This is a genomic window from Heyndrickxia ginsengihumi (assembly GCF_011008565.1).
Taxonomy (GTDB): domain Bacteria; phylum Bacillota; class Bacilli; order Bacillales; family Bacillaceae_C; genus Weizmannia; species Weizmannia ginsengihumi.
Genome location: NZ_JAAIWK010000004.1, coordinates 142,338 through 163,896 on the forward strand (window position 1 = coordinate 142,338; position 21,559 = coordinate 163,896).

The following is a 21,559-nucleotide window of genomic DNA, read 5'->3' on the forward strand; positions in this document are numbered from 1 at the left end:
TAAAACTATTATTTTCATTTTTAAGGAGGAAACAAAAATGACAGTTAAAGTTGGTATTAACGGATTTGGTCGTATTGGACGTAATGTGTTCCGTGCTTCATTAAATAATCCTAACGTAGAAGTAGTTGCTATAAATGACTTAACAGATGCAAAAATGCTTGCACACTTATTAAAATATGACACTGTACATGGTACTCTTGAACAAGAAGTATCTGTTGATGGAGATTCAATCGTTGTTAACGGTCAAAAAATCAAAGTTCTTGCAGAACGCGATCCAGCTCAATTAGGTTGGGGCAAACTTGGTGTAGAAGTAGTTGTTGAATCTACTGGTCGTTTCACAAACCGTGACGATGCAGCAAAACACTTAGAAGCAGGTGCTAAAAAAGTTGTTATTTCTGCACCAGCTAGCAACGAAGATATTACAATCGTTATGGGTGTTAACCAAGACAAATATGATCCAGCACAACATAGCGTAATCTCTAACGCTTCTTGTACTACTAACTGCTTAGCTCCATTTGCTAAAGTATTACATGAAAAATTTGGTATCAAACGCGGTATGATGACTACTGTTCACTCATACACAAATGACCAACAAATTCTTGACTTACCACACAAAGACTACCGTCGTGCGCGTGCAGCTGCTGAAAACATCATTCCTACAACTACTGGTGCTGCTAAAGCTGTTGCATTAGTATTACCTGAATTAAAAGGTAAATTAAACGGTATGGCTATGCGTGTTCCTACTTCAAACGTTTCTGTAGTTGACTTAGTTGCTGAACTTGACAAAAACGTAACAGTTGAAGAAGTTAACGCTGCATTAAAAGAAGCTGCTACAGGTGAATTAAAAGGAATTCTTGCTTACACTGAAGAACCACTTGTATCTAAAGACTTCAACGGTGTAACTGCTTCTTCTACAATTGATGCTTTATCTACTATGACTCTTGAAGATAACATGGTTAAAGTTATTTCTTGGTACGATAACGAAACTGGTTACTCTAACCGTGTAGTTGACTTAGTAGATTACATTGCTTCTAAAGGTCTATAATTCTCTAGAAACAATTAAAACTATGTAAAGAGCAATTAAAGGGGAGCGGGGAAGAATCCCCACTCCCTTTTTACATATTGCTTGCCAATTAAAAGGAGGTTCGACAGTCATGAACAAAAAATCTATTAAAGACGTTGAATTGCAAGGTAAACGTGTGTTCTGCCGTGTTGACTTTAACGTTCCATTGAAAGATGGACAAGTTACAGATGAAACAAGAATTCGCGCTGCCCTACCAACAATCCAATACTTAATCGATCATGGTGCAAAAGTAATCTTAGCTAGTCACTTAGGTCGTCCAAAAGGCCAAGTAGTAGAGGAACTAAGACTTACTCCAGTAGCAAAGCGTCTTAGCGAATTGCTTAATAAAGATGTGAAAAAAGCTGATGAAGCTTTCGGTGACACTGTTAAAGCTGAAATTAGCAATATGAACGATGGCGATGTTCTTTTACTTGAAAATGTTCGCTTCTATCCTGGAGAAGAAAAGAATGATCCAGAATTAGCGAAAGCATTTGCTGAGTTAGCTGATATCTATGTTAATGATGCATTTGGTGCTGCACACCGTGCCCATGCTTCAACAGAAGGTATTGCACATTATTTACCAGCAGTTTCTGGTTTCTTAATGCAAAAAGAATTAGATGTTCTTGGTAAAGCTCTTTCTAATCCAGATCGTCCATTCACTGCAATCATTGGCGGTGCAAAAGTTAAAGACAAAATTGGTGTCATTGAAAACCTTCTTGATATCGTCGATAACCTCATTATTGGTGGCGGCCTTGCTTATACATTTGTTAAAGCACAAGGTTATGAAGTTGGTAAGTCTTTACTTGAAGAAGATAAAATTGATCTTGCTAAATCTTTCATTGAAAAAGCAAAAGAAAAAAATGTCAACTTCTATATGCCTGTTGATGCTGTTGTTGCAGATGACTTCTCAGAAACAGCTAATAAAAAGGTGGTAGCTATTGAAGAAATCCCTGCTGATTGGGAAGGTCTTGATATCGGACCAAAAACAATTGAGTTGTACAAAAAAGTCATCCAAGACTCAAAACTTGTTATTTGGAACGGACCAATGGGAGTATTCGAAATGGATGCATACGCAAACGGAACAAAAGGTGTTGCCCAAGCATTAGCTGACGCGAAAGACACATACAGTGTGATCGGTGGTGGTGACTCAGCTGCAGCAGTTGAAAAATTCCATCTTGCTGATAAGATGAGCCATATTTCTACAGGTGGCGGTGCATCACTTGAATTTATGGAAGGTAAAGTTCTTCCAGGCGTAAATGCTTTAAACGATAAATAAGCTGCTTTCTCATTTTGGGAAAGAGAAAGGAAGTGCTCTAATGCGTAAACCAATTATCGCAGGAAACTGGAAAATGAATAAAACATTGTCAGAAGCAAAAACTTTTGCAGAAGAAGTGAAAAGTTTAGTGCCAAAAGCATCTGTTGTTGACAGTGTCATTTGTGCTCCAGCATTATTTTTAGAACGTTTAGTGGAAGTGACAAGCGGTTCTGATGTTAAAATCGGTGCTCAAAATATGCATTTTGAAGAAAGCGGCGCTTTTACAGGTGAAATTAGTCCAGTAGCTTTAGAAGATTTACATGTTGATTATGTAATCTTAGGACATTCAGAACGCCGTGAAATGTTTAACGAAACAGATGAGGCTGTAAACAAAAAGGTAAAAGCTGCCTTTGCTCATAAGTTAATCCCAATCGTTTGTGTTGGTGAAACGCTTGAACAACGCGAAAACAATGAAACAATGTCATTTGTCGGTTCTCAAGTAAAAGCTGCTTTTGAAGGCCTTACAGATGAACAAGCAAAACAAACTGTCGTTGCATATGAACCAATTTGGGCAATTGGAACAGGAAAATCTTCAACAGCTGCAGATGCAAATGAAGTTTGTGCCCATATTCGTTCCGTAATTGCTGAACAATTTTCTCAAAATGTTGCAGATGCTGTTCGTATTCAATACGGTGGCAGTGTAAAACCTGGCAACATTAAAGAATACATGCAACAGCCAGACATCGATGGTGCATTAGTAGGTGGAGCTAGTCTTGAAGCTCAATCTTATTTACAACTATTGGAGGCGGTAAGCCATGAGTAAAGCACCTGTTGCACTCATTATTCTAGATGGTTTTGGACTTCGTAATACTGTCCAAGGTAATGCCGTAGCACAAGCGAAAAAACCGAATTTCGATCGTTATTGGAATGAATTTCCGCACAATCAATTGACTGCTTCTGGTGAAGCTGTTGGTCTTCCACAAGGTCAAATGGGGAACTCAGAAGTTGGCCATTTAAATATCGGTGCAGGCCGTATTGTGTATCAAAGCTTAACACGCGTGAATATTGCGATCCGTGAAGGTGAATTTTCTAAAAACGATACATTTTTAGGCGCTATTGAACACGCTAAAAAGAACGATAAAGCTCTTCATTTGTTTGGACTTTTATCTGACGGCGGTGTGCATAGTCATATTAATCATATGTTTGCCTTATTGAAATTAGCTGCTGATCATGGTCTTAAAAAAGTGTATGTACATGCTTTTCTAGACGGTCGTGATGTTGGTCAAAAAACAGCTGAAAAATATATTAAGGAAACACAAGAAAAATTTAAAGAATACGGTGTTGGAGAGTTTGCAACAATCTCTGGCCGCTATTATTCGATGGACCGTGACAAACGTTGGGATCGTGTAGAAAAATCTTATCGTGCAATGGTTTATGGTGAAGGACCTGCTTATACAGATCCACTTGAAGTTGTGAAAGATTCTTATGAAAAAGGAATCTATGACGAATTCGTTATTCCATCTGTTATTACAAAAGAAGATGGTACACCAGTTGCAACTATTCAAGATAACGATTCAGTGATTTTCTACAATTTCCGTCCGGACCGTGCGATTCAAATTTCGAATACTTTTACAAACGAAGATTTTCGTTCATTTGATCGTGGACCAAAACATCCGAAAGACTTGTACTTCGTATGTATGACACATTTTTCAGAAACAGTCGATGGATATGTAGCATTTAAACCTGTTAATTTAGATAATACGATCGGTGAAGTATTATCCCAAAATGGTTTAAGACAATTGCGTATTGCCGAAACTGAAAAATATCCACATGTTACTTTCTTTATGAGTGGTGGTCGTGAAGAGGAATTCCCTGGTGAAACAAGAATTCTAATTAACTCGCCAAAAGTAGCTACTTACGACTTAAAACCTGAAATGAGTGCTTATGAAGTAACAGATGCATTGTTAGATCAAATTCAAAATGACAAACAGGATGCAATTATTCTCAACTTTGCTAACCCTGATATGGTTGGACATTCAGGTATGCTTGAACCAACAATTAAAGCAATTGAGACAGTTGATGAGTGTCTTGGAAAAATTGTCGATTTGATTTTAGAAAAAGGTGGGACTGCTATTATTACGGCTGACCATGGTAACTCTGATGAAGTGGTAACTCCTGAAGGTAAACCAATGACAGCACATACAACAAATCCAGTTCCTGTTATCGTTACGAAAAAAGGTGTCGAACTCCGTAGCGGCGGTATTCTAGGTGATTTAGCACCTACAATGCTTGACCTACTAGGTATCGAAAAGCCAGCAGAAATGACTGGTTCTACTTTAATAAAACATTAAGGGTTTGTCCCAATTAAAAGGAGAGAAATGATTATGTCAATTATTACTGAAATTTACGCACGTGAAGTACTAGATTCCCGCGGTAATCCAACTGTTGAAGTTGAAGTTTATACTGAATCAGGCGCATTCGGCCGCGCATTAGTACCAAGTGGTGCATCTACTGGTGAATATGAAGCAGTAGAACTTCGCGACAACGACAAAAACCGTTACTTAGGTAAAGGTGTAGAAACTGCTGTTAAAAACGTTAACGAAGTAATCGCTGAAGCAATTATTGGTTTTGATGTAACTGATCAAGTTGCAATCGATAAAGCTATGATCGAACTTGATGGAACAGACAACAAAGGTAAATTAGGCGCTAATGCAATCCTTGGTGTTTCTTTAGCTGTTGCTCGTGCAGCTGCAGACTTCTTAGAAGTACCTTTATACCAATACCTTGGTGGATTCAATGCAAAACAATTACCAGTTCCAATGATGAACATCTTAAATGGTGGTGCTCACGCTGATAACAATGTGGACATTCAAGAATTCATGATCATGCCTGCTGGTGCTCCAAACTTCAAAGAAGCATTACGCATGGGTGCTGAAATTTTCCATAGCCTTAGATCAGTATTAAAAGCTAAAGGTTACAATACTGCTGTTGGTGATGAAGGTGGTTTCGCTCCAAACTTAAAATCTAACGAAGAAGCTCTTTCTACAATCATTGAAGCAATCGAAAAAGCTGGCTACAAACCAGGTGAAGAAGTACTTCTTGCTATGGACGTAGCATCTTCTGAAATTTACAGTGATGAAGATAAAAAATATCATTTAACAGGAGAAGGAAAAGCCTTAACTTCTGAAGAAATGGTTGCTTGGTATGAAGAACTTACTGCTAAATACCCAATCATCTCAATTGAAGATGGTTTAGATGAAAACGACTGGGAAGGTCATAAACTTCTTACAGAACGCATTGGTAAAAAAGTTCAACTTGTTGGTGATGACTTATTCGTTACAAACACTGAAAAACTTGCTCGTGGTATCGAACAAGGTGTTGGTAATGCAATCCTTATCAAGGTTAACCAAATTGGTACATTAACTGAAACTTTCAATGCAATTGAAATGGCTAAACGCGCTGGCTACACAGCAATTATTTCTCACCGTTCTGGTGAAACTGAAGACAGCACAATTGCTGATATTGCTGTTGCTACAAACGCTGGTCAAATTAAAACTGGTGCTCCTTCACGTACTGACCGTGTTGCGAAATATAACCAATTACTTCGCATTGAAGATCAATTAGGTGAAACTTCTGAGTTCTTAGGACATCAAACTTTCTACAACCTAAAAAAATAATGGCTAATCATTGAGCTGTTTGCTTCCTAGTTATTATTTAGGAAGCAAGCAGCTTTTTTATTACAAAATCTCTATACTCTGCAAAAAGGTGATGCACGTCCCGTATTGCAGTTCATGAAGCAATATGATAAACTCAAAATTAACGTATGGTTCGTTGCAGGAGGTGTGTCTTTCGTGCATACATTATTAGTGACTTTGTTAATTATTGATGCAATTTTCCTAATTGCCCTTGTACTATTGCAGTCTGGAAAAAGTGCCGGCTTATCTGGAGCAATTTCTGGAGGTGCGGAACAGCTTTTTGGAAAGCAAAAAGTACGTGGAATTGATTTAGTGTTGCATCGGATTACGATTGTATTAGCGGTGCTTTTCTTTTTACTTGCAATGGGAATTGCGTATTATGACTTATAATTGATATCTTCATTCCTGACCACAGTCGGTCAGGGTTTTTTTTACGATTATGTTTTCCTATGTAAACATATTACTGGAAACTTTCTCCTTTGTTTGTAACAATAAACTTAGTTGCCAAAAAAGAATTGAACGCGTGATAAAGGGGCTTTGATCTATGAAAATCGTTTTACCAAAACCGTTTACGTTCGAAGCAGGGAAAAGAGCTGTACTCCTTTTACATGGTTTTACAGGAAATTCTGCAGATGTCCGTATGCTCGGTAGATTTTTAGAGAAAAAAGGATATACATCACATGCACCGCATTATAAAGGACACGGTGTACCACCTGAGGAGCTCGTCTCAACTGGTCCAAAAGATTGGTGGCAAGATGTTTTGAACGGATATGAGCATTTAAAAAGTAGAGGCTACAAAGAAATTGCTGTCGCTGGTTTGTCATTAGGTGGGGTATTTTCCTTGAAATTGGGTTACACTTTACCTGTAAAGGGAATAATACCAATGTGTGCGCCAATGTATATTAAAAGCGAAGAAACAATGTATGAGGGTGTCATTCAATATGCTCGGCAATTTAAGAAGTACGAAGGAAAAAGCGAGGAGCAAATTGAAAAAGAAATAGAAGAGTTTAAAAGGACACCGATGAATACGCTGCAGACCCTGCAACAATTAATTGCGGACGTACGGGCACATGTTGATTTAATTTATGCACCTACTTTTGTTGTACAAGCAAGAAATGACCATATGATAAATACAGAGAGCGCTAATATTATTTATAATGAAGTTGAATCAGTACAAAAGCAAATTAAATGGTATGAACAATCAGGCCATGTTATTACACTCGATCAAGAAAAAGAACAGCTTCATGAAGATGTTTATGAATTTCTTGAATCACTAGATTGGACAGTTTAATCACTCCCGATAAAAGGAGGGAATTTTGATGGAGCAAGAATTAATAGAACAAATATTATCTTATATGAAAGAAGAAAGTTATAAGCCTTTGACTGTTCAAGAATTGGAACAGGCGATGAATATTACTTCTTCTGCAGACTTTAAAGATTTTGTAAAAGCGCTCGTGCATATGGAAGAAAAGGGACTTGTTGTTAGAACACGAAGCAATCGTTACGGTTTACCTGAAAAAATGAACTTAGTTCGTGGTAAATTTATTGGTCATCCAAAAGGATTTGCATTTGTTTCGCCAGATGAGCAGGGGCTTGATGATATTTTCATCCCGCCACATGAAACGAATAATGCGCTAAATGGAGACACTGTTATCGTTCGTGTTTCGAGAAAAAGCTCGGGGCAAAGACAAGAAGGGACCATTGTCCGAATACTTGAACGCGGCCAGCAGGAGATTGTTGGAACGTATGTCGAAAGTAAACATTTTGGCTTCGTTATTCCGGATGATAAAAAATTTGGCAGTGATATTTTTATTCCGAAAAGTGCCAATGGTGGAGCTGTAGAAGGGCATAAAGTAATTGTGCACCTTACCTCGTATCCAGAAGGTACAAAAAGTGCCGAAGGAGAAGTTATTCAAATATTAGGGCATAAAAATGATCCTGGTGTTGATATTTTATCGATTATTTATAAACATGGATTGCCACAAGCTTTTCCTGAAGAGGTACTTGAACAGGCAAATGCTGTTCCGGAAGAAATTGATGAAAATGAAATTGGTAATCGCCGCGACTTAAGAGATCAAGTAATTGTAACCATTGATGGAGCAGATGCAAAAGATTTGGACGATGCTGTAACCGTGCAAAAACTAGCAAATGGAAACTATAAATTAGGTGTCCATATCGCTGATGTCAGCCATTATGTTCAGGAAGGATCGCCGATTGATCGTGAAGCATTTGAACGAGGTACAAGTGTTTATTTAGTAGACCGTGTTATTCCAATGATTCCACATCGGTTATCAAATGGAATTTGTTCACTTAATCCGAAGGTAAATCGTTTTACACTTTCATGTGAAATGGAAATTGACGAAACCGGTACTGTAGTGAAACATGAAATTTTTGAAAGTATAATCAAAACGACAGAGCGAATGACCTATGCAGATGTTAATAAAATTTTGGTTGATCATGATCAAGAAACGATGCAAAGGTATGAATCACTTGTCCCAATGTTTAAAACAATGGCAGAGCTTGCTGAAGTTTTACGGCATAAAAGAATGAGCCGCGGGGCAATTGATTTTGATTTTAAGGAAGCAAAAGTGCTTGTAAATGAAGAAGGAAAGCCGACAGATGTCGTGATTCGTGAGCGTTCTGTTGCTGAAAAATTAATCGAAGAATTCATGCTGGCAGCAAATGAAACAGTCGCAGAGCATTTTTATTGGCTCGATGTTCCGTTTATGTATCGAATTCACGAAGATCCAAAGGAAGATAAACTGCAACGATTTTTTGAATTTATTACAAATTTCGGGCTAATTGTTCGTGGTACAGCTAACTCAGTTCACCCACGTGCCTTACAAGATATTTTAGATAAGGTAGCAGGTCAGCCAGAAGAAATGGTTGTTTCAACTGTGATGTTGCGCTCTATGCAACAAGCAAAATATAATCCTGATTGTATTGGACACTTTGGTTTATCTACAAAGTTTTATACACATTTTACGTCGCCAATTCGCCGTTATCCTGATTTAATCGTACATCGTTTAATTCGTACGTATTTAATTGAAGGCAAACTTGATGAACATACGAAGGAAAAATGGAATGCAAGCTTACAAGAAATCGCTGACCATGCATCAAAAATGGAACGTAGAGCAGTTGATGCGGAACGTGATACTGATGAGCTGAAAAAGGCTGAATTTATGGAAGACAAAATTGGTGAAGTCTATGATGGCATCATTAGTTCTGTTACGAATTTCGGTATGTTTGTTGAACTGCCAAATACGATTGAAGGTCTTGTCCATGTCAGCTATATGACGGATGACTATTATCATTTTAATGACCGTCAATTTGCAATGATTGGTGAAAAAACTGGAAATGTTTTTCGTATTGGTGATGAAATTACGATCCGTGTCGTCAATGTGAACAAAGAAGAACGCAATATTGACTTTGAAATTGTCGGAATGAAAAATAATCAAAAGAAAGCACCGCAAGATCGGCCGAAAAAAATTGTCAAAGTAAGATCAGCAAAGGGCGATAAAAAAGACAAGCGGGAACATAAAGAAGAGTGGTCAACAAGACCGCCGAAAAAGAAAAATAAAAAAAGAAAAGCAAAACGTAAATAAGGGTCAAACACCACATACAATCTATGAGTTCGCTCTATGTTTTAGATTTGGATTGTGGTGTTCGTCCCTTCGTCAATGAAAGAGGGGAAACACATGCCTAAAGGTGAAGGAAAAGTTATTGCTCAAAATAGGAAGGCTAATCATGATTATTTTATAGAAGAAACATATGAAGCAGGGATAGTGCTTCAAGGGACTGAAATTAAATCGATTCGTGCTGGACGTGTCAATTTAAAAGATTCATTTGCCCGAATTGAAAAGGGAGAAGTGTTTTTATATAATATGCATATTAGCCCATATGAGCAAGGAAATCGTTATAATCATGATCCTTTAAGAACGAGAAAATTACTTCTTCAACGCAAGCAAATCAATAAATTGATTGGTGAAACGAAGGAACAAGGATATTCTTTAGTTCCATTAAAAATGTATATTAAAAATGGATATGCGAAAGTTTTAATTGGACTAGCACGTGGTAAAAAGAATTATGATAAACGTGAGGATTTAAAGAAAAAAGAAGCGAAACGCGAAATTGAAAGAGCGTTTAAAGCAAAGCAATATTAATGGAAAAACTTAACGTTTGAATAATGATGTTTTCATGATATAATAATTTATGTAACGAAGCCAGTTAATGCAATTTGCTTAAACATCTCAATCTATATTGTTCCTTTTTTATACGGGGACGTTACGGATTCGACAGGGATAGTTTGAGCTTAAGTTGCGAGCCGAGGGGTCGTCCTCGTAAAAACGCAAGCCTAAATATAACTGGCAAATCTAAACAAAACCTCGCTTTAGCTGCCTAATAAGCACTAAGCGGATCCTCCCTCCATCGCCCATGTGGTAGGGTCAGGGTCTCAACTTTAGTGGGCTACGCCGGTTGTCCTCCGCCTGGGGACGATGGAAGAGATGAATCAGGCTAGCACTTCGGACGCCCGTCGATAGGCAGAAGAAGCTGCGAAACGAAAATATATCGACTACGCTCGTAGATGCTTAGGTGTCGATATTTCTGGACGTGGGTTCGACTCCCACCGTCTCCACCAAATACATAATTAACCATTTGGTGGTATACATACAAATATAAAGCATAAGTTTTCCGAATGGAGAGCTTATGCTTTATTTATTATATGGGGCTTTCCAAGAGTGGGAAACAATATTATTTGCTTGTTTCCCGACGTATAACAGGCGCAACCTCGGTTGCCAGTTTTTCGATATTTTCCGCCACTTTTTTAAATGGCATACCGCCTATGTCCATTTGGGCAATAAATCGTTGATGACCGAACAGTTCATATTGGCGCATAATTTTTTCGATAATTTGCTGCGGACTTCCTACAAATAATGCAGTATCAGGTCCACATATTTGTTCAAAATCTTCTTTAGAGATAGGGGTATTCGTTTCAGATGGCTGTTTGGAATATCCCCAATAATTTAAGTAATAAGGAAAGAATTCATCTTTTGCCTTTTGACTCGTTTCCGAAATATAGCAATGCCCTGTTACTCCGACCTTCAAGTCTTCCTGTGCATGACCAGCCTCACGAGCAGACTGATGATATATATCGACAAGCGGTTTAAAACGGGCGGGATCTCCTCCAAGTATTGCCAGTGCTAACCCTGTTCCCAATCTTCCTGCTCTGGCAGCACTTTCTAAAGTTCCACCAACTCCGATCCATACCGGAAGATGCTTCTGGACAGGGCGCGGTGAAATTTCTGCATCCATTAATTCTGAACGAAATTGTCCTTTCCAAGAAACTTTTTCACTTGAGTTCAGCTTCAAAAGTAAATCAATGTTTTCTTCGAATAATTGATCATAATGTTCAAAGCTATAACCAAATAAGGGGAAGCACTCTATAAAGGCCCCGCGTCCAACCATCATTTCCGCACGCCCATCTGATAGAAGATCAAGGGTAGCAAAATCTTCAAAAAGACGGACAGGATCAATTGTACTTAATACGGTCGTAGCACTTGTCAGCTTGATTTGTTTTGTTGTTTGTGCAATCGCAGACAAAACAATCGCCGGTGCAGATACGGCGTAGTCAAGACGATGATGTTCGCCGACGCCAAACACATCTAACCCTGCCTCATCAGCCATTTTCGCTGCTTTAATGATTTCTTGAATACGTTGTTTTGTACTGACCGTTTTTCCAGTATGTGGATCTTGTCTTACATCAGCCAATGAATATATTCCGATTTCCATACCGGCATGTTTGCCTGCGAGATCTTCCTTCATGTTTCTCTCCTCCTACAATTCTACAATTAAAATATTGGTGTTTAGGGAAATTTCTCTGTTAAAGTACGGATAGGACTTCCAATAAAGTAATTTCCCTACTTGTATGAAAGCTCATCATTCTTCTGTAACTTCACCAATTATCAGTTTTACTTATAGCATATTCTTACGATCCGAATGGGTACCCAACCTAATGCAAGTATTATTTAAATAAGCATGATAGAGAACGATTCCATTAGCGGGACAATTAAACACAGTTGAAACAATGTTTATGACTGCTTAATTCAAAAGGGATTAGAAGAATTTATAAATACTTTTGTAAGTTTACTTATTGCTTAAAAATGAGGGTTAATATAATATGGAAGTCACATTCATATTATATTGACAGTAACTTTCATTTGTTATAAACTTTCTTTATGAATTTACCTTCAAGATATATATTTTGAAAATGGAGAGGCGGAGTAATAATGGGAACTAAGGAAACAAAGAAATGGTGGATATTGGGAGCATTATCATTTGCGTTATTAGCTGTTGGTCTTGATATGACCGTATTAAATGTTGCTCTTCCAACATTGGCTACTTCATTGAATGCTTCTACAAGTCAATTACAATGGTTCGCAGATTCATATAATCTTGTGTTAGCAGCGTTGTTATTACCAGCAGGAATGCTTGGTGACCGATACGGCCGTAAAAAGATGCTGTTAATTGCTTTACTTGTCTTTGGAGCAGGATCAATTGGTTGTGCTAATTCTGATTCTCCAGAGATGCTAATCTCTATGCGCGTATTTTTAGGGTTAGGTGCCGCATTTCTTTTGCCTTTGTCAATATCAGTTTTACCTGTTTTTTTTCATGGTGAAGAACGGTCAAGGGCGATGATGATTTGGGCAATAACGAATATGTTAGGAATACCTTTAGGACCGATTGTTGGAGGGTGGTTGTTAAAGCACTTCGAATGGGGTTCAGTATTTTGGATCAATATACCTTTTGTTGTCATTGGTCTAGTTGCAATTTCTTTCTTAATGCCAGAAAATAGCAGCAAGATTTCTTCAAAGATTGATTATCTTGGGATATTTACATCTAGTATTGGATTAACGATGGTCACATACGCAGTTATTAGAGCAGGTGAAAAAGGTTGGAGTGATGCTAGTGTTATCATTTTATTAATTGTTGGTGTAGTGATTTTGGGAATATTTACGATATGGCAACGTTATACGAAGCATCCACTTATTGATCTATCATTATTTCGTTCTGCTAGTTTTACTTGGGGATCAATTTTAGCTACATTAGTTTCTTTCGCGATGTTTGGTTTACTTTTTGCAATTCCTCAATTTTTTCAGGCAGTGAAAGGATATGATACATTTGGAACTGGACTTCGCCTATTACCTATGATTGCTGGCTTAATGGTTGGAGCGAAGATTTCAGATCAGTTAAGCAAGAGAATTGGGAGCAAGAATAACGTCGCAATTGGTTTTCTAGTGCTAGCGATCGGATTAGGAATTGGCGCATGGACAGATCTAGAAAGCGGCTATTGGTTCGCTGCTCTATGGATAACTATTTCAGGAATTGGTCTTGGATTATCACTGCCTAACTCAATGGACGCGGCACTTGCTGAATTGTCTGCAGAAAGAAGCGGAATTGGTTCTGCACTTATTATGGCACTTCGGCAGGTTGGAGGGACTATTGGCGTGGCGATTTTAGGTACGGTCATTAATTCAAGCTATCGTCATCATTTAAATATGAAAGGTTTACCATCGACGGTAACGGAAAAGGTGGAGCAAAGTGTTTCTGCAGGAGTTGTGATTGCTAAACAATTAAAATTTAATAGATTATTAGACTCTGTTCAAAAAGCATTTATTCATGGAATGGATATGATGTTAATTGGATGTTCAGGCATCGCTATAATCGGTTGTCTGCTTGCTTTTTTATTCTTGCCCCATAAACAACATGGTGCAAAGAAGGCAAACAAAGCTTGATCAAATATTGTGCCTCCCAGCATAAAATTGTAAACTAGATAGTATCGGATACTTATTGAAAATGGGTACAATTGTATGGCGGGGGTGAAAACTTGTCTATCGAAAATCAGCAAAAACCGAGTCTGCGTGAACGAAAAAAGGCGAAGACAAGGGCAATTATTCAGCAAAATGCATTGCGTTTATTTCGTGAAAAGGGATATACGGAGACGACAGTCGAACAGATTGCTGAAGCTTCTGAAGTTTCTTCAAGCACTTTTTTTCGGTATTTTCCAACGAAGGAATCTGTCGTGTTGGATGATGATTATGATGTAATGTTAGTTGAAGAATTCAAAAAACAGCCAAAGGAATTAAGTCCGATTCAAGCATGCCGAGTTGCTGTAAAAGCGGTGTTTTCTAGACTTCCAGAAGAGGAAATGCAAGCAATTAAGGAGAGAGTGGAATTAACGTTAGGTGTTCCAGAATTACGTGTTGCATCTTTTACGCATTTTACAAATACAATTGAAATGATCTCGCAAATTGTTGCTGAAAGAGTTGGATGTGATTTTGAAGACCAAGCAATTATAGTATTCTCAGGCTCGCTTGTAGGTGCAATGATGTCAGTGTGGATGTATGTCTTTAAACATCCAGAAAGCGATATTTTAGAGGCAATTGATGATGCTTTAGCATTATTAGAATCCGGATTACCTTTATAAATAGTTGAAATGCCGAATAGGTGATAATCGATAAATATCACTTATTCGGCTTTTTTATTAGGATAAGTATGCTAAAAGTGAGTAATTTCTACACTCATTTGTTGCAAACTCTATGAGGCTTACAAACTGAGTCTCAAACGACATCAGCTGTCCTATTTTCTCATTCCTTGTTATCTAGTTGGAGAAACTGGCGGACGTGCTTGATTTCGTCTTCCCGATTATAAATTGAGTATAGTTTACTGGCTAATCTTACGGGGTCTCCAAAGAAAAAGCGCTCGTATAAAGCTTGCCGTGTACCGAACGCACTCATTGAAGTATCCCAGGCGAGTCGAAAGATTTTTACACGATTTTCGGCATTTTCCGCTGCCCCTTGTAAATAAATATCGAGATCACTTCTTAAAGGTGAGGAAAAATCATTTTCGGTTGGTATGGCAACAAGCCCGCTAGCACCAATTTGCTGAAGAACTTCCATGCAGCGTCCATACAGTTTCGGAAATAAATTGGTGGCAACATCTAATTGTGTAGAGTTTGGCACCATTGTTCCCCACTTATCGATTGTTGCCTGTAACTCTGAAGTTAATAGAAGCGCTTTTAATGACTCTAAACCAATAATGATATCGCTCACTTTTTCATGTATATGTTGGTACTCTCCAACATTGATCGTACTAATCAAAACTTGTGTCAACCCAAGAATAAATTCAATTTTTATAATGCGACGGGAAAGGACTTGATGTGCAGTTAATGGGTTGTAGCTGCTCTCATTGTAAATTTTATAAGCAATTTCTGAGTTTTTATAAAAGAAAACTCTTTCCCAAGGAACTGTCACATGATCAAACACAACAACCGTGTCCACCTCGTCAAAACGTGATCCAAGTGGATGATCAAATGAAGATGGCCGATATCGGAATGATTCACGGCTAATAAACTTTAGTCCAGGGGTGTTGCTTGGAATCGAGAAGCCATATGCATGTTTTTCGTTAAAGGCTCCAGAAGGGGCAGGAAAAACTAAAATTTCGTCAGTAATACCGCCCTGGGTTGCTAATAAGCGTGCTCCTTGTATGACAATTCCATCACTATTTTCTTCCATTGTTTGTGCAGCAATAATTTGATCTTTGTCTTCATCAAAAAATGATTGTAATACTGCTCTATTTTTTTGCGGATTAATAAATGTATGAGTAAAGCACCAATCATTTTCCTTCGCATCTTCAAACAGCTGCTGCATATTTTTCGTAAATCTTTTCTCTTGTTCTGATAAAATGTCTGAGGCAGTAGCAAAAGTCATTAGCACCGTATTCATATAATCGGGAGATCTTCCCATCATTCCGGCACTTACTTTTGCCCACTCTTGTGTCATCAGCCTTCGTTTTTCTAAATCTTCTTTTGTTTTAGGTTCCAAAAATGATGTACCTATTTTATTTCCCGTTGTGCCAGATGTAAATGTCATTAGATCAGATTTTGTTGGGTCACATTGTAAATCATATAACTTAGCTTGGCTATTGATAATTCCTTCAAACGCAGGATGTTCAGAAATTTTTCCTTTAATTTTTTCCCCGTCCATCCATAAATCAGTTTGCAAAGCATTAATTCTTTCAATATATTCTTTTCCTGAAATAATAGGCATTTTCCTCACCATCCTTTTGCTCAATATGTATGTTATTCGGGGACGAATAAAGTGGTGAGAAAAGGTTTCATTATCGACTAAAAAAGCTCTCCTTTTAAAAAAGAGTCGGAAACTTATTTAACATTCACATTGAAATCTGCAATATGAAAAAAATCATATGAACTTCTCCTATTAGTTGTCCGTCCTTTTACATGAATGCTTTACTTCCTATGGAGGAGAATAAATGAAAAAAATATTAGTCATGCCATTGTTGCAAATGCCTTCTGGTCATCATCAGGTTGCTGAGGCATTAATCAATAAAATAGAAAATCTTAATGAAGAGGTTTTAGTAAAAAAAATTGATTTAATTTCCTATACAAATAAAACGTTAGAGAAAGTCGTAACAAAGACTTATTTAGAGTGGATCTCTAGAGCGCCAAATATATATCAGTGGCTCTATAAAACTTATATTTATTCGAAGTCTGGTTCGACATCGCTAATAAATATATATAACCATCTTTTTATGAAAAGAATGGAGCAGTTAATTAATGTAGAGCAACCGCATTTAATTATATGTACCCATAGCTTTCCGTCAATGTTACTTGCGCGCTTAAAAATAAAAAAAGGTCTGAAAGTACCAGTTATTAACGCCTACACAGACTTTTTTATAAATGATATGTGGGGAAAACAAGAAATTGATTTACATTTTGTTCCAAATAAACAAATAAAATTACAGTTAATAAATGAAGGAGTAAACGAAAGAAACATTTATATAACAGGGATTCCAATAGATGAAGAATTTAAAATGAATACTCACTTTCGTAAACAAGTCGAACGAAAAAAAATCTTAATTACAGGCGGCAATAGTGGTTTAGGTGATATGAAGCGTCTACTAAAAAGAGTGAGAAATAATCTACAATTTGATTACTTTGTTTTATGCGGGAACAATCAAGCGTTGTTTCAACAAATACAATCATGGAAATTACCGCATATCAAACCGATTTCGTATGTTTCTTCCCGAAAAGAAATGAGTTATTTGTACGATCAAGTTGATGCCGTCATTACGAAACCTGGGGGTGTGACGATAAGTGAGGCAATCCAAAAAAAGATTCCAATCTTTATTCACGCTAGTTTGCCTGGACAAGAAAAAGTCAATTTAGCTTTTTTAAAAGAAAAAGGTTTAGTCTTTGAGCTTGCAGGTGACAAGTCGATAGAGCAGCAACTGCAGGAAGTATTAATGAATGAGAATATTTTAAAGAATTATTATCAAAATGTGAATGCTTATCATTTAGAAATTGATGTAAGCAAGTTGAAATTGCAAGCTATTTTAGCGGCAGCTATTAATCATCCATATAAACCAATGAGAAGAAGTAAAAGGGATCAATTATATGTTTCAACATCTTATTGACATGATACAAGGAATGGGCATCATTGGGGTTTGCATTGTGATGCTGATTGAAGGATCATCCCTTCCATTCCCAGGTGTATTTATCTTAGTATCTTATGGGGCTGTTTCGCATTTAAATTGTAATCAAATATTATTCACGGCAGTCTTGATGGCAATAACTTATACGATTTCAAGTTTTATACCGTATTACATCTCTTCAGCGCTACAAAAAAAGATTCCTAAGAAATTTCAAAAGGGCATTGAAAAAGCGCAGTGCTTATTTCAGCGTTTTGGTGTTTGGACCATCGCCTTTACTAGACCGTTTAGTATCGGAAATTATATTTCTTATGTCGCAGGTCTATGCAAAATACCAAGATGGAAGTATAGTATTTTAACATTTATAGGAATTTATCCTTGGAGTATAGCCGTTCTATTTCTCGGGAAATCTTATCTGACTTTCGTATATGAAATAAATAAACAATTTAGCTACAGTACTTCTGTTCTTTATCCTGTAGGGATCATGTTAATTGTCTTATTATTTTTATTGGTTAGTATGAAATGTTGGTATAGGTATAGAGCAAACATGAAAGAATGAGATCATGGAGGAGATTAACCGTATGAATCATTTATTAAAGGGATTAACTTTGACATATAGGAATTGTTCATTATTAAATATAATTAGACTTCCGAAAAATAGTCGGTTAATAGAATTTGAATATGAGAAATAATCGTCTACTTTTAAAATTAGATCGTTACCTCGCTTCGTTTAGAGGGAGTTGAAAAGGGTGGAGCAAGATTTAAAGAAATTAATTCGTAAAGCAAAGAATGGAAACGTCGATGCCTTCTCTGCTCTTATTACGATGTATAAAGGACAAGTATTCCGGCACGCCTATGCAATGGTCAATGATCGAATGGAGGCAGAGGATATTGCCCAAGAAGCGTTTGTCAAAGCATATTATTCATTATCAAAATTGGATCATGAATATGCGTTTGTTTCGTGGTTAACGAGGATTGTGACGAATTTATGCTATGACCGCTTAAAAAAGATTCAGAAAAAAACGTCCATGCAAACAGAGATAGATGAACAGGAAGTTAGCAAGAGTGCATCGAATATCGAGCAGGCTAACATGAGAATACAATTACAGGAAGCTATGAAAAAGCTATCTCCTGAACATAGAAGTGTGTTAGTGTTACGTGATATCCAAGGCTATTCTTACGATGAGATTGCAAAAATTGTTGACATCCCTCTAGGAACAGTTAAATCACGAATCAATATTGCAAGAAAAATATTAAAAAACGAGCTCTCGAGAGGGTGATAAAATGGGTGAGCATGTTGAAGATTTGTTGTCTGCCTATATTGACCATGAATTAGATGAAAAGGATTTACTTGTTGTAGAAAGACATATTTCCGTTTGTCCATCTTGTCAACAAGAATTGGATCATTTAAAGATGATTCAAGAAGAGATGATCCGTTTTTATCAGGATATTGAAATTCCTAGTATGAATTTTGAAAAAGCAGTTACTGCGAAAATATTAAATGAAGAAGTCCGAATGGTTTTAAGTTATCGAGGATTTATTTGGTTTTTTGTACTATGTTTCGCCATATTGAGCGTATTGATGTATCCATTATTTAGGGCTAGCTTCTATGTTGGTATTAACATCGGTTCTGCGCTTGTTAATATTTTCATTAGTGCATTTAACTTAGCTGTATCATTACTTTCAACTGTGCCTAACTTATTTGGCATTATCGGCGTGATTACCTTCATTATTTTAGCATTCTGTTCATGGTCCGTCTTTCGTCTGTTACGAATCAAACCAGTAGAAGAGTGAGGGGATTTATCTTGAAAGGGCGCAGAATTATTATTAGTTTTATCACCGTTATGATTGTTAGCATGGCGATCTTTAATACGGCATTTGCAAAAGAGCCAAAAAATATTATTCACAATAAGCAAACGGTTATTCCTAAAAATCAACAATTGGAAAATGTTATTGTCCTAGGCGATGATGCCGTCATTAGTGGGAAGGTAAAAACAGCTGTTGTTGTCATAAATGGGAATCTTACCGTGAAAAAAGGCGCAGACATTAGAGGTTCTGTCTTTGTTCTAGGTGGAAAGGTTAGTCAAGAAAAAGGTGCAAAAATTACAGAACATGTCATTAATGTGAATTTGAACAATGAAACATTACACAGTCTAATCTTTGCTGGAACAATCATCTTGACGCTATGGTTTATGAGATTGGCTGTTAGTCTCATTTTAATTGTATTAACTGTTCTCGTTGGCGTTTTGATGAGAAAGCGAATTTCAATTGATTCTAAGTCGGTGTATTTTACTCCTGGAAAATTAATTTTGACAGGTTTTATGGGGACGATTGCATTAAGTGCATTAAGCATATTTTTAACCGTAACGATTATTGCAATTCCCCTTGTAATTATTGTCTTTTTAGGCATATTTGTTTCATTTATAATTGGACTTGTTTTCTTGAGCAGGGAAATAGGCAAGGAGTTTGCAATTGTTCGTGAAAAACCGGAATGGCTGGCATTATTTGTCGGTATTGTTCTTCTAACAGCTTTAATGAATATTCCACTTATTGGAGGAATCATATTTTTAATTTTATTATGGTATTCACTTGGATTATCCATTACCTCAATTTATCGAAAACTAAAAGAAAGAAGAAAAAGGAAAGGGAATGTTTAACATTTTTGCAAAAAAATTAAAATGAACTTTTTAAGATGAAGCTTTGTCTTTTCAATGTACATTCAATTTAGAAGGATAAGTATGATTTGAAACATGTAGATAAATAGACAAGGGGAATTAATGATGATAGAGGGAAAAGACAATGTTCTCATTTTAACGGGTTCCTTTGGAGAAGGGCATGTACAGGCTGCACATGCAATAAAACAAGCTATCAATATCCGTTCTCCCAAAACAGAAGCAACGATTGTAGATTTTATGGAGTGGGTACATCCCAATCTTTATCCATTAAGCCATTATGTATATATGAAAAGTTTAAAAACATGTCCGCATATTTATGGTTACATGTATGAGAAAACGTATGACCAGTCTGTTTTTTCTAAAACGATTAATACATTATTATCAGGCGGAATGAAAAAGGCGCTGCAAATGTTAAAGATGGTTCAGCCATCTGTTATAGTCAGTACTTACCCATTTGCGTCTAGTGTCATTTCTAAGTTAAAAGAATACGGACTGATCACCATTCCGCTCGTAACAGTAATAACCGATTATAGTTATCATAGTTCCTGGTTACATCCCTATACAGATCATTATTTAGTAGGGTCATATAATATGCGGCAAAAGTTAATTCGTCTTGGTATATCAGGTTCTAAAATTTCTTGTACAGGTATTCCAATTAAACCTAGTTTTCTTAAACAAAGGAAGAAAGAAGACATATTGAAAAAATATCATTTTCGTCCTGATCTTCCTACGGTACTCATTATGGGCGGCGGAGATGGGATGATGGGAAATGGTATTTTAGAGACGGAAAAACTAAATGACATCCCATTCCCTGTTCAGTTCATCATCATATGTGGTCATAATGAAAAATTACGAGTTCGTTTAAACAAACAGCTCATATCGTCAAAACATATATTTCATATAAAAGGATATATAGATTATGTTCATGATGTAATGGCTGTATCAGATGTAATGATTACGAAGCCGGGTGGAGTAACGACAGCTGAGGCACTTGCAATGGAGCTGCCAATGATTTTGTACAAGCCATTGCCAGGTCAGGAAGAGGATAATGCTCGTTTCTTAATACATTCTGGAGTTGCTGTCCAAGCAGAAGATGGAAGGGAAGTAATTGAGCAGATCACATGTTTACTTAGCAATCAGAGAGAACTTGAAGCAATGAAGGTGCAAACTCGGCAAATTCAAAACAAAGAATCTGCTTTCCGAGCTTTAAAGATTATTGATCGCTCAAAGGACATTCAATATCATGAACCACCTGAAATGCCGACACAGTTTTTAAAAAGAAAAAGATACGCCCGGATGAGGAAAAAATCACTACTGATGAATCAAGGGCAATAAATATAGAGCTCGTTACTTTTATTGAGAA

Annotated in this window: 19 protein-coding genes and 1 other RNA gene; 18 read left to right on the plus strand and 2 right to left on the minus strand. The window is 36.9% G+C overall.

Annotated elements, in window-relative coordinates:
• Nucleotides 1-37 precede the first annotated feature (37 nt).
• The 10 genes from gap to ssrA all read left to right on the plus strand — a co-directional run bounded on the left by gap (nucleotide 38) and on the right by ssrA (nucleotide 10,652).
• Nucleotides 38-1,045 carry a type I glyceraldehyde-3-phosphate dehydrogenase gene (gap, locus tag G4D61_RS04520; RefSeq protein WP_025727121.1) on the plus strand — a complete coding sequence of 336 codons (1,008 nt, stop codon included), beginning with the start codon at nucleotides 38-40 and terminating at the stop codon, nucleotides 1,043-1,045.
• A 109-nt stretch (nucleotides 1,046-1,154) separates the two neighbouring features.
• Nucleotides 1,155-2,339, plus strand: a complete 1,185-nt coding sequence (locus tag G4D61_RS04525; protein ID WP_025727120.1) for a phosphoglycerate kinase — start codon at nucleotides 1,155-1,157, stop codon at nucleotides 2,337-2,339.
• 40 nt (nucleotides 2,340-2,379) lie between these two features.
• On the plus strand, nucleotides 2,380-3,141 hold the full coding sequence (gene tpiA, locus G4D61_RS04530) for a triose-phosphate isomerase (RefSeq protein ID WP_025727119.1): 762 nt from the start codon (nucleotides 2,380-2,382) through the stop codon (nucleotides 3,139-3,141).
• Nucleotides 3,134-4,669: a 2,3-bisphosphoglycerate-independent phosphoglycerate mutase gene (gene gpmI, locus G4D61_RS04535; protein WP_025727118.1), complete on the plus strand. Its 1,536-nt coding sequence runs from the start codon at nucleotides 3,134-3,136 to the stop codon at nucleotides 4,667-4,669. Before tpiA ends, gpmI begins: the two co-directional genes overlap by 8 nt.
• Nucleotides 4,670-4,702: 33 nt before the next feature.
• Nucleotides 4,703-5,995, plus strand: coding sequence for a phosphopyruvate hydratase (gene eno / locus G4D61_RS04540; protein WP_025727117.1), 1,293 nt, complete (start codon nucleotides 4,703-4,705; stop codon nucleotides 5,993-5,995).
• Between the two features lie 174 nt (nucleotides 5,996-6,169).
• Nucleotides 6,170-6,403 carry a preprotein translocase subunit SecG gene (secG, locus tag G4D61_RS04545; protein ID WP_025727116.1) on the plus strand — a complete coding sequence of 78 codons (234 nt, stop codon included), beginning with the start codon at nucleotides 6,170-6,172 and terminating at the stop codon, nucleotides 6,401-6,403.
• Nucleotides 6,404-6,557: 154 nt separating this feature from the next.
• Complete coding sequence (locus G4D61_RS04550) at nucleotides 6,558-7,304, plus strand: alpha/beta hydrolase (RefSeq protein WP_035353085.1); 747 nt, start codon at nucleotides 6,558-6,560, stop codon at nucleotides 7,302-7,304.
• Nucleotides 7,305-7,332: 28 nt separating this feature from the next.
• Nucleotides 7,333-9,618 (plus strand): ribonuclease R, encoded by a 2,286-nt coding sequence (gene rnr, locus G4D61_RS04555; protein ID WP_025727114.1) that lies wholly within the window; start codon nucleotides 7,333-7,335, stop codon nucleotides 9,616-9,618.
• Between the two features lie 93 nt (nucleotides 9,619-9,711).
• Complete coding sequence (gene smpB / locus G4D61_RS04560; RefSeq protein ID WP_025727113.1) at nucleotides 9,712-10,176, plus strand: SsrA-binding protein SmpB; 465 nt, start codon at nucleotides 9,712-9,714, stop codon at nucleotides 10,174-10,176.
• Between the two features lie 114 nt (nucleotides 10,177-10,290).
• Nucleotides 10,291-10,652: a transfer-messenger RNA gene (gene ssrA / locus G4D61_RS04565) on the plus strand.
• 113 nt (nucleotides 10,653-10,765) lie between these two features.
• Here ssrA and G4D61_RS04570 read toward each other — a convergent pair.
• Nucleotides 10,766-11,836, minus strand: a complete 1,071-nt coding sequence (locus tag G4D61_RS04570) for an LLM class flavin-dependent oxidoreductase (protein WP_035353088.1) — start codon at nucleotides 11,834-11,836, stop codon at nucleotides 10,766-10,768.
• Nucleotides 11,837-12,300: 464 nt separating this feature from the next.
• Between G4D61_RS04570 and G4D61_RS04575 the strand changes: the two genes are divergently transcribed.
• Entirely contained in the window at nucleotides 12,301-13,806 is a 1,506-nt protein-coding gene (locus G4D61_RS04575; RefSeq protein WP_163173325.1) for a DHA2 family efflux MFS transporter permease subunit, read from the plus strand.
• A 92-nt stretch (nucleotides 13,807-13,898) separates the two neighbouring features.
• Nucleotides 13,899-14,498: an acyl-CoA-like ligand-binding transcription factor gene (locus tag G4D61_RS04580; RefSeq protein ID WP_025727110.1), complete on the plus strand. Its 600-nt coding sequence runs from the start codon at nucleotides 13,899-13,901 to the stop codon at nucleotides 14,496-14,498.
• Nucleotides 14,499-14,658: 160 nt separating this feature from the next.
• On the opposite strand, the gene hpaB is transcribed toward G4D61_RS04580, so the two are convergent.
• Complete coding sequence (gene hpaB, locus G4D61_RS04585; protein WP_025727109.1) at nucleotides 14,659-16,119, minus strand: 4-hydroxyphenylacetate 3-monooxygenase, oxygenase component; 1,461 nt, start codon at nucleotides 16,117-16,119, stop codon at nucleotides 14,659-14,661.
• Nucleotides 16,120-16,342: 223 nt separating this feature from the next.
• Between hpaB and G4D61_RS04590 the strand changes: the two genes are divergently transcribed.
• The 6 genes from G4D61_RS04590 to G4D61_RS04615 all read left to right on the plus strand — a co-directional run bounded on the left by G4D61_RS04590 (nucleotide 16,343) and on the right by G4D61_RS04615 (nucleotide 21,531).
• Complete coding sequence (locus tag G4D61_RS04590) at nucleotides 16,343-17,506, plus strand: MGDG synthase family glycosyltransferase (RefSeq protein WP_025727108.1); 1,164 nt, start codon at nucleotides 16,343-16,345, stop codon at nucleotides 17,504-17,506.
• Nucleotides 17,487-18,080, plus strand: coding sequence for a DedA family protein (locus tag G4D61_RS04595; RefSeq protein WP_025727107.1), 594 nt, complete (start codon nucleotides 17,487-17,489; stop codon nucleotides 18,078-18,080). Before G4D61_RS04590 ends, G4D61_RS04595 begins: the two co-directional genes overlap by 20 nt.
• Nucleotides 18,081-18,270: 190 nt before the next feature.
• Complete coding sequence (locus G4D61_RS04600; protein ID WP_025727106.1) at nucleotides 18,271-18,801, plus strand: RNA polymerase sigma factor; 531 nt, start codon at nucleotides 18,271-18,273, stop codon at nucleotides 18,799-18,801.
• A gap of 4 nt (nucleotides 18,802-18,805) precedes the next feature.
• Entirely contained in the window at nucleotides 18,806-19,315 is a 510-nt protein-coding gene (locus G4D61_RS04605) for an anti-sigma factor family protein (protein WP_025727105.1), read from the plus strand.
• An 11-nt stretch (nucleotides 19,316-19,326) separates the two neighbouring features.
• On the plus strand, nucleotides 19,327-20,178 hold the full coding sequence (locus G4D61_RS04610) for a hypothetical protein (protein ID WP_025727104.1): 852 nt from the start codon (nucleotides 19,327-19,329) through the stop codon (nucleotides 20,176-20,178).
• A gap of 123 nt (nucleotides 20,179-20,301) precedes the next feature.
• Entirely contained in the window at nucleotides 20,302-21,531 is a 1,230-nt protein-coding gene (locus tag G4D61_RS04615) for an MGDG synthase family glycosyltransferase (protein WP_231472987.1), read from the plus strand.
• The last annotated feature ends 28 nt before the right edge of the window (nucleotides 21,532-21,559 follow it).

Excerpts from the sequence above, each read along its gene's own strand:
- gap (WP_025727121.1), top strand. The coding sequence starts at position 38 with ATGACAGTTAAAGTTGGTATTAACGGATTTGGTCGTATTGGACGTAAT.
- G4D61_RS04525 (WP_025727120.1), top strand. The coding sequence starts at position 1,155 with ATGAACAAAAAATCTATTAAAGACGTTGAATTGCAAGGTAAACGTGTG.
- tpiA (WP_025727119.1), top strand. The coding sequence starts at position 2,380 with ATGCGTAAACCAATTATCGCAGGAAACTGGAAAATGAATAAAACATTG.
- gpmI (WP_025727118.1), top strand. The coding sequence starts at position 3,134 with ATGAGTAAAGCACCTGTTGCACTCATTATTCTAGATGGTTTTGGACTT.
- eno (WP_025727117.1), top strand. The coding sequence starts at position 4,703 with ATGTCAATTATTACTGAAATTTACGCACGTGAAGTACTAGATTCCCGC.
- G4D61_RS04550 (WP_035353085.1), top strand. The coding sequence starts at position 6,558 with ATGAAAATCGTTTTACCAAAACCGTTTACGTTCGAAGCAGGGAAAAGA.
- rnr (WP_025727114.1), top strand. The coding sequence starts at position 7,333 with ATGGAGCAAGAATTAATAGAACAAATATTATCTTATATGAAAGAAGAA.
- smpB (WP_025727113.1), top strand. The coding sequence starts at position 9,712 with ATGCCTAAAGGTGAAGGAAAAGTTATTGCTCAAAATAGGAAGGCTAAT.
- G4D61_RS04570 (WP_035353088.1), bottom strand. The coding sequence starts at position 11,836 with ATGAAGGAAGATCTCGCAGGCAAACATGCCGGTATGGAAATCGGAATA.
- G4D61_RS04575 (WP_163173325.1), top strand. The coding sequence starts at position 12,301 with ATGGGAACTAAGGAAACAAAGAAATGGTGGATATTGGGAGCATTATCA.
- hpaB (WP_025727109.1), bottom strand. The coding sequence starts at position 16,119 with ATGCCTATTATTTCAGGAAAAGAATATATTGAAAGAATTAATGCTTTG.
- G4D61_RS04590 (WP_025727108.1), top strand. The coding sequence starts at position 16,343 with ATGAAAAAAATATTAGTCATGCCATTGTTGCAAATGCCTTCTGGTCAT.
- G4D61_RS04595 (WP_025727107.1), top strand. The coding sequence starts at position 17,487 with ATGTTTCAACATCTTATTGACATGATACAAGGAATGGGCATCATTGGG.
- G4D61_RS04605 (WP_025727105.1), top strand. The coding sequence starts at position 18,806 with ATGGGTGAGCATGTTGAAGATTTGTTGTCTGCCTATATTGACCATGAA.
- G4D61_RS04615 (WP_231472987.1), top strand. The coding sequence starts at position 20,302 with ATGATAGAGGGAAAAGACAATGTTCTCATTTTAACGGGTTCCTTTGGA.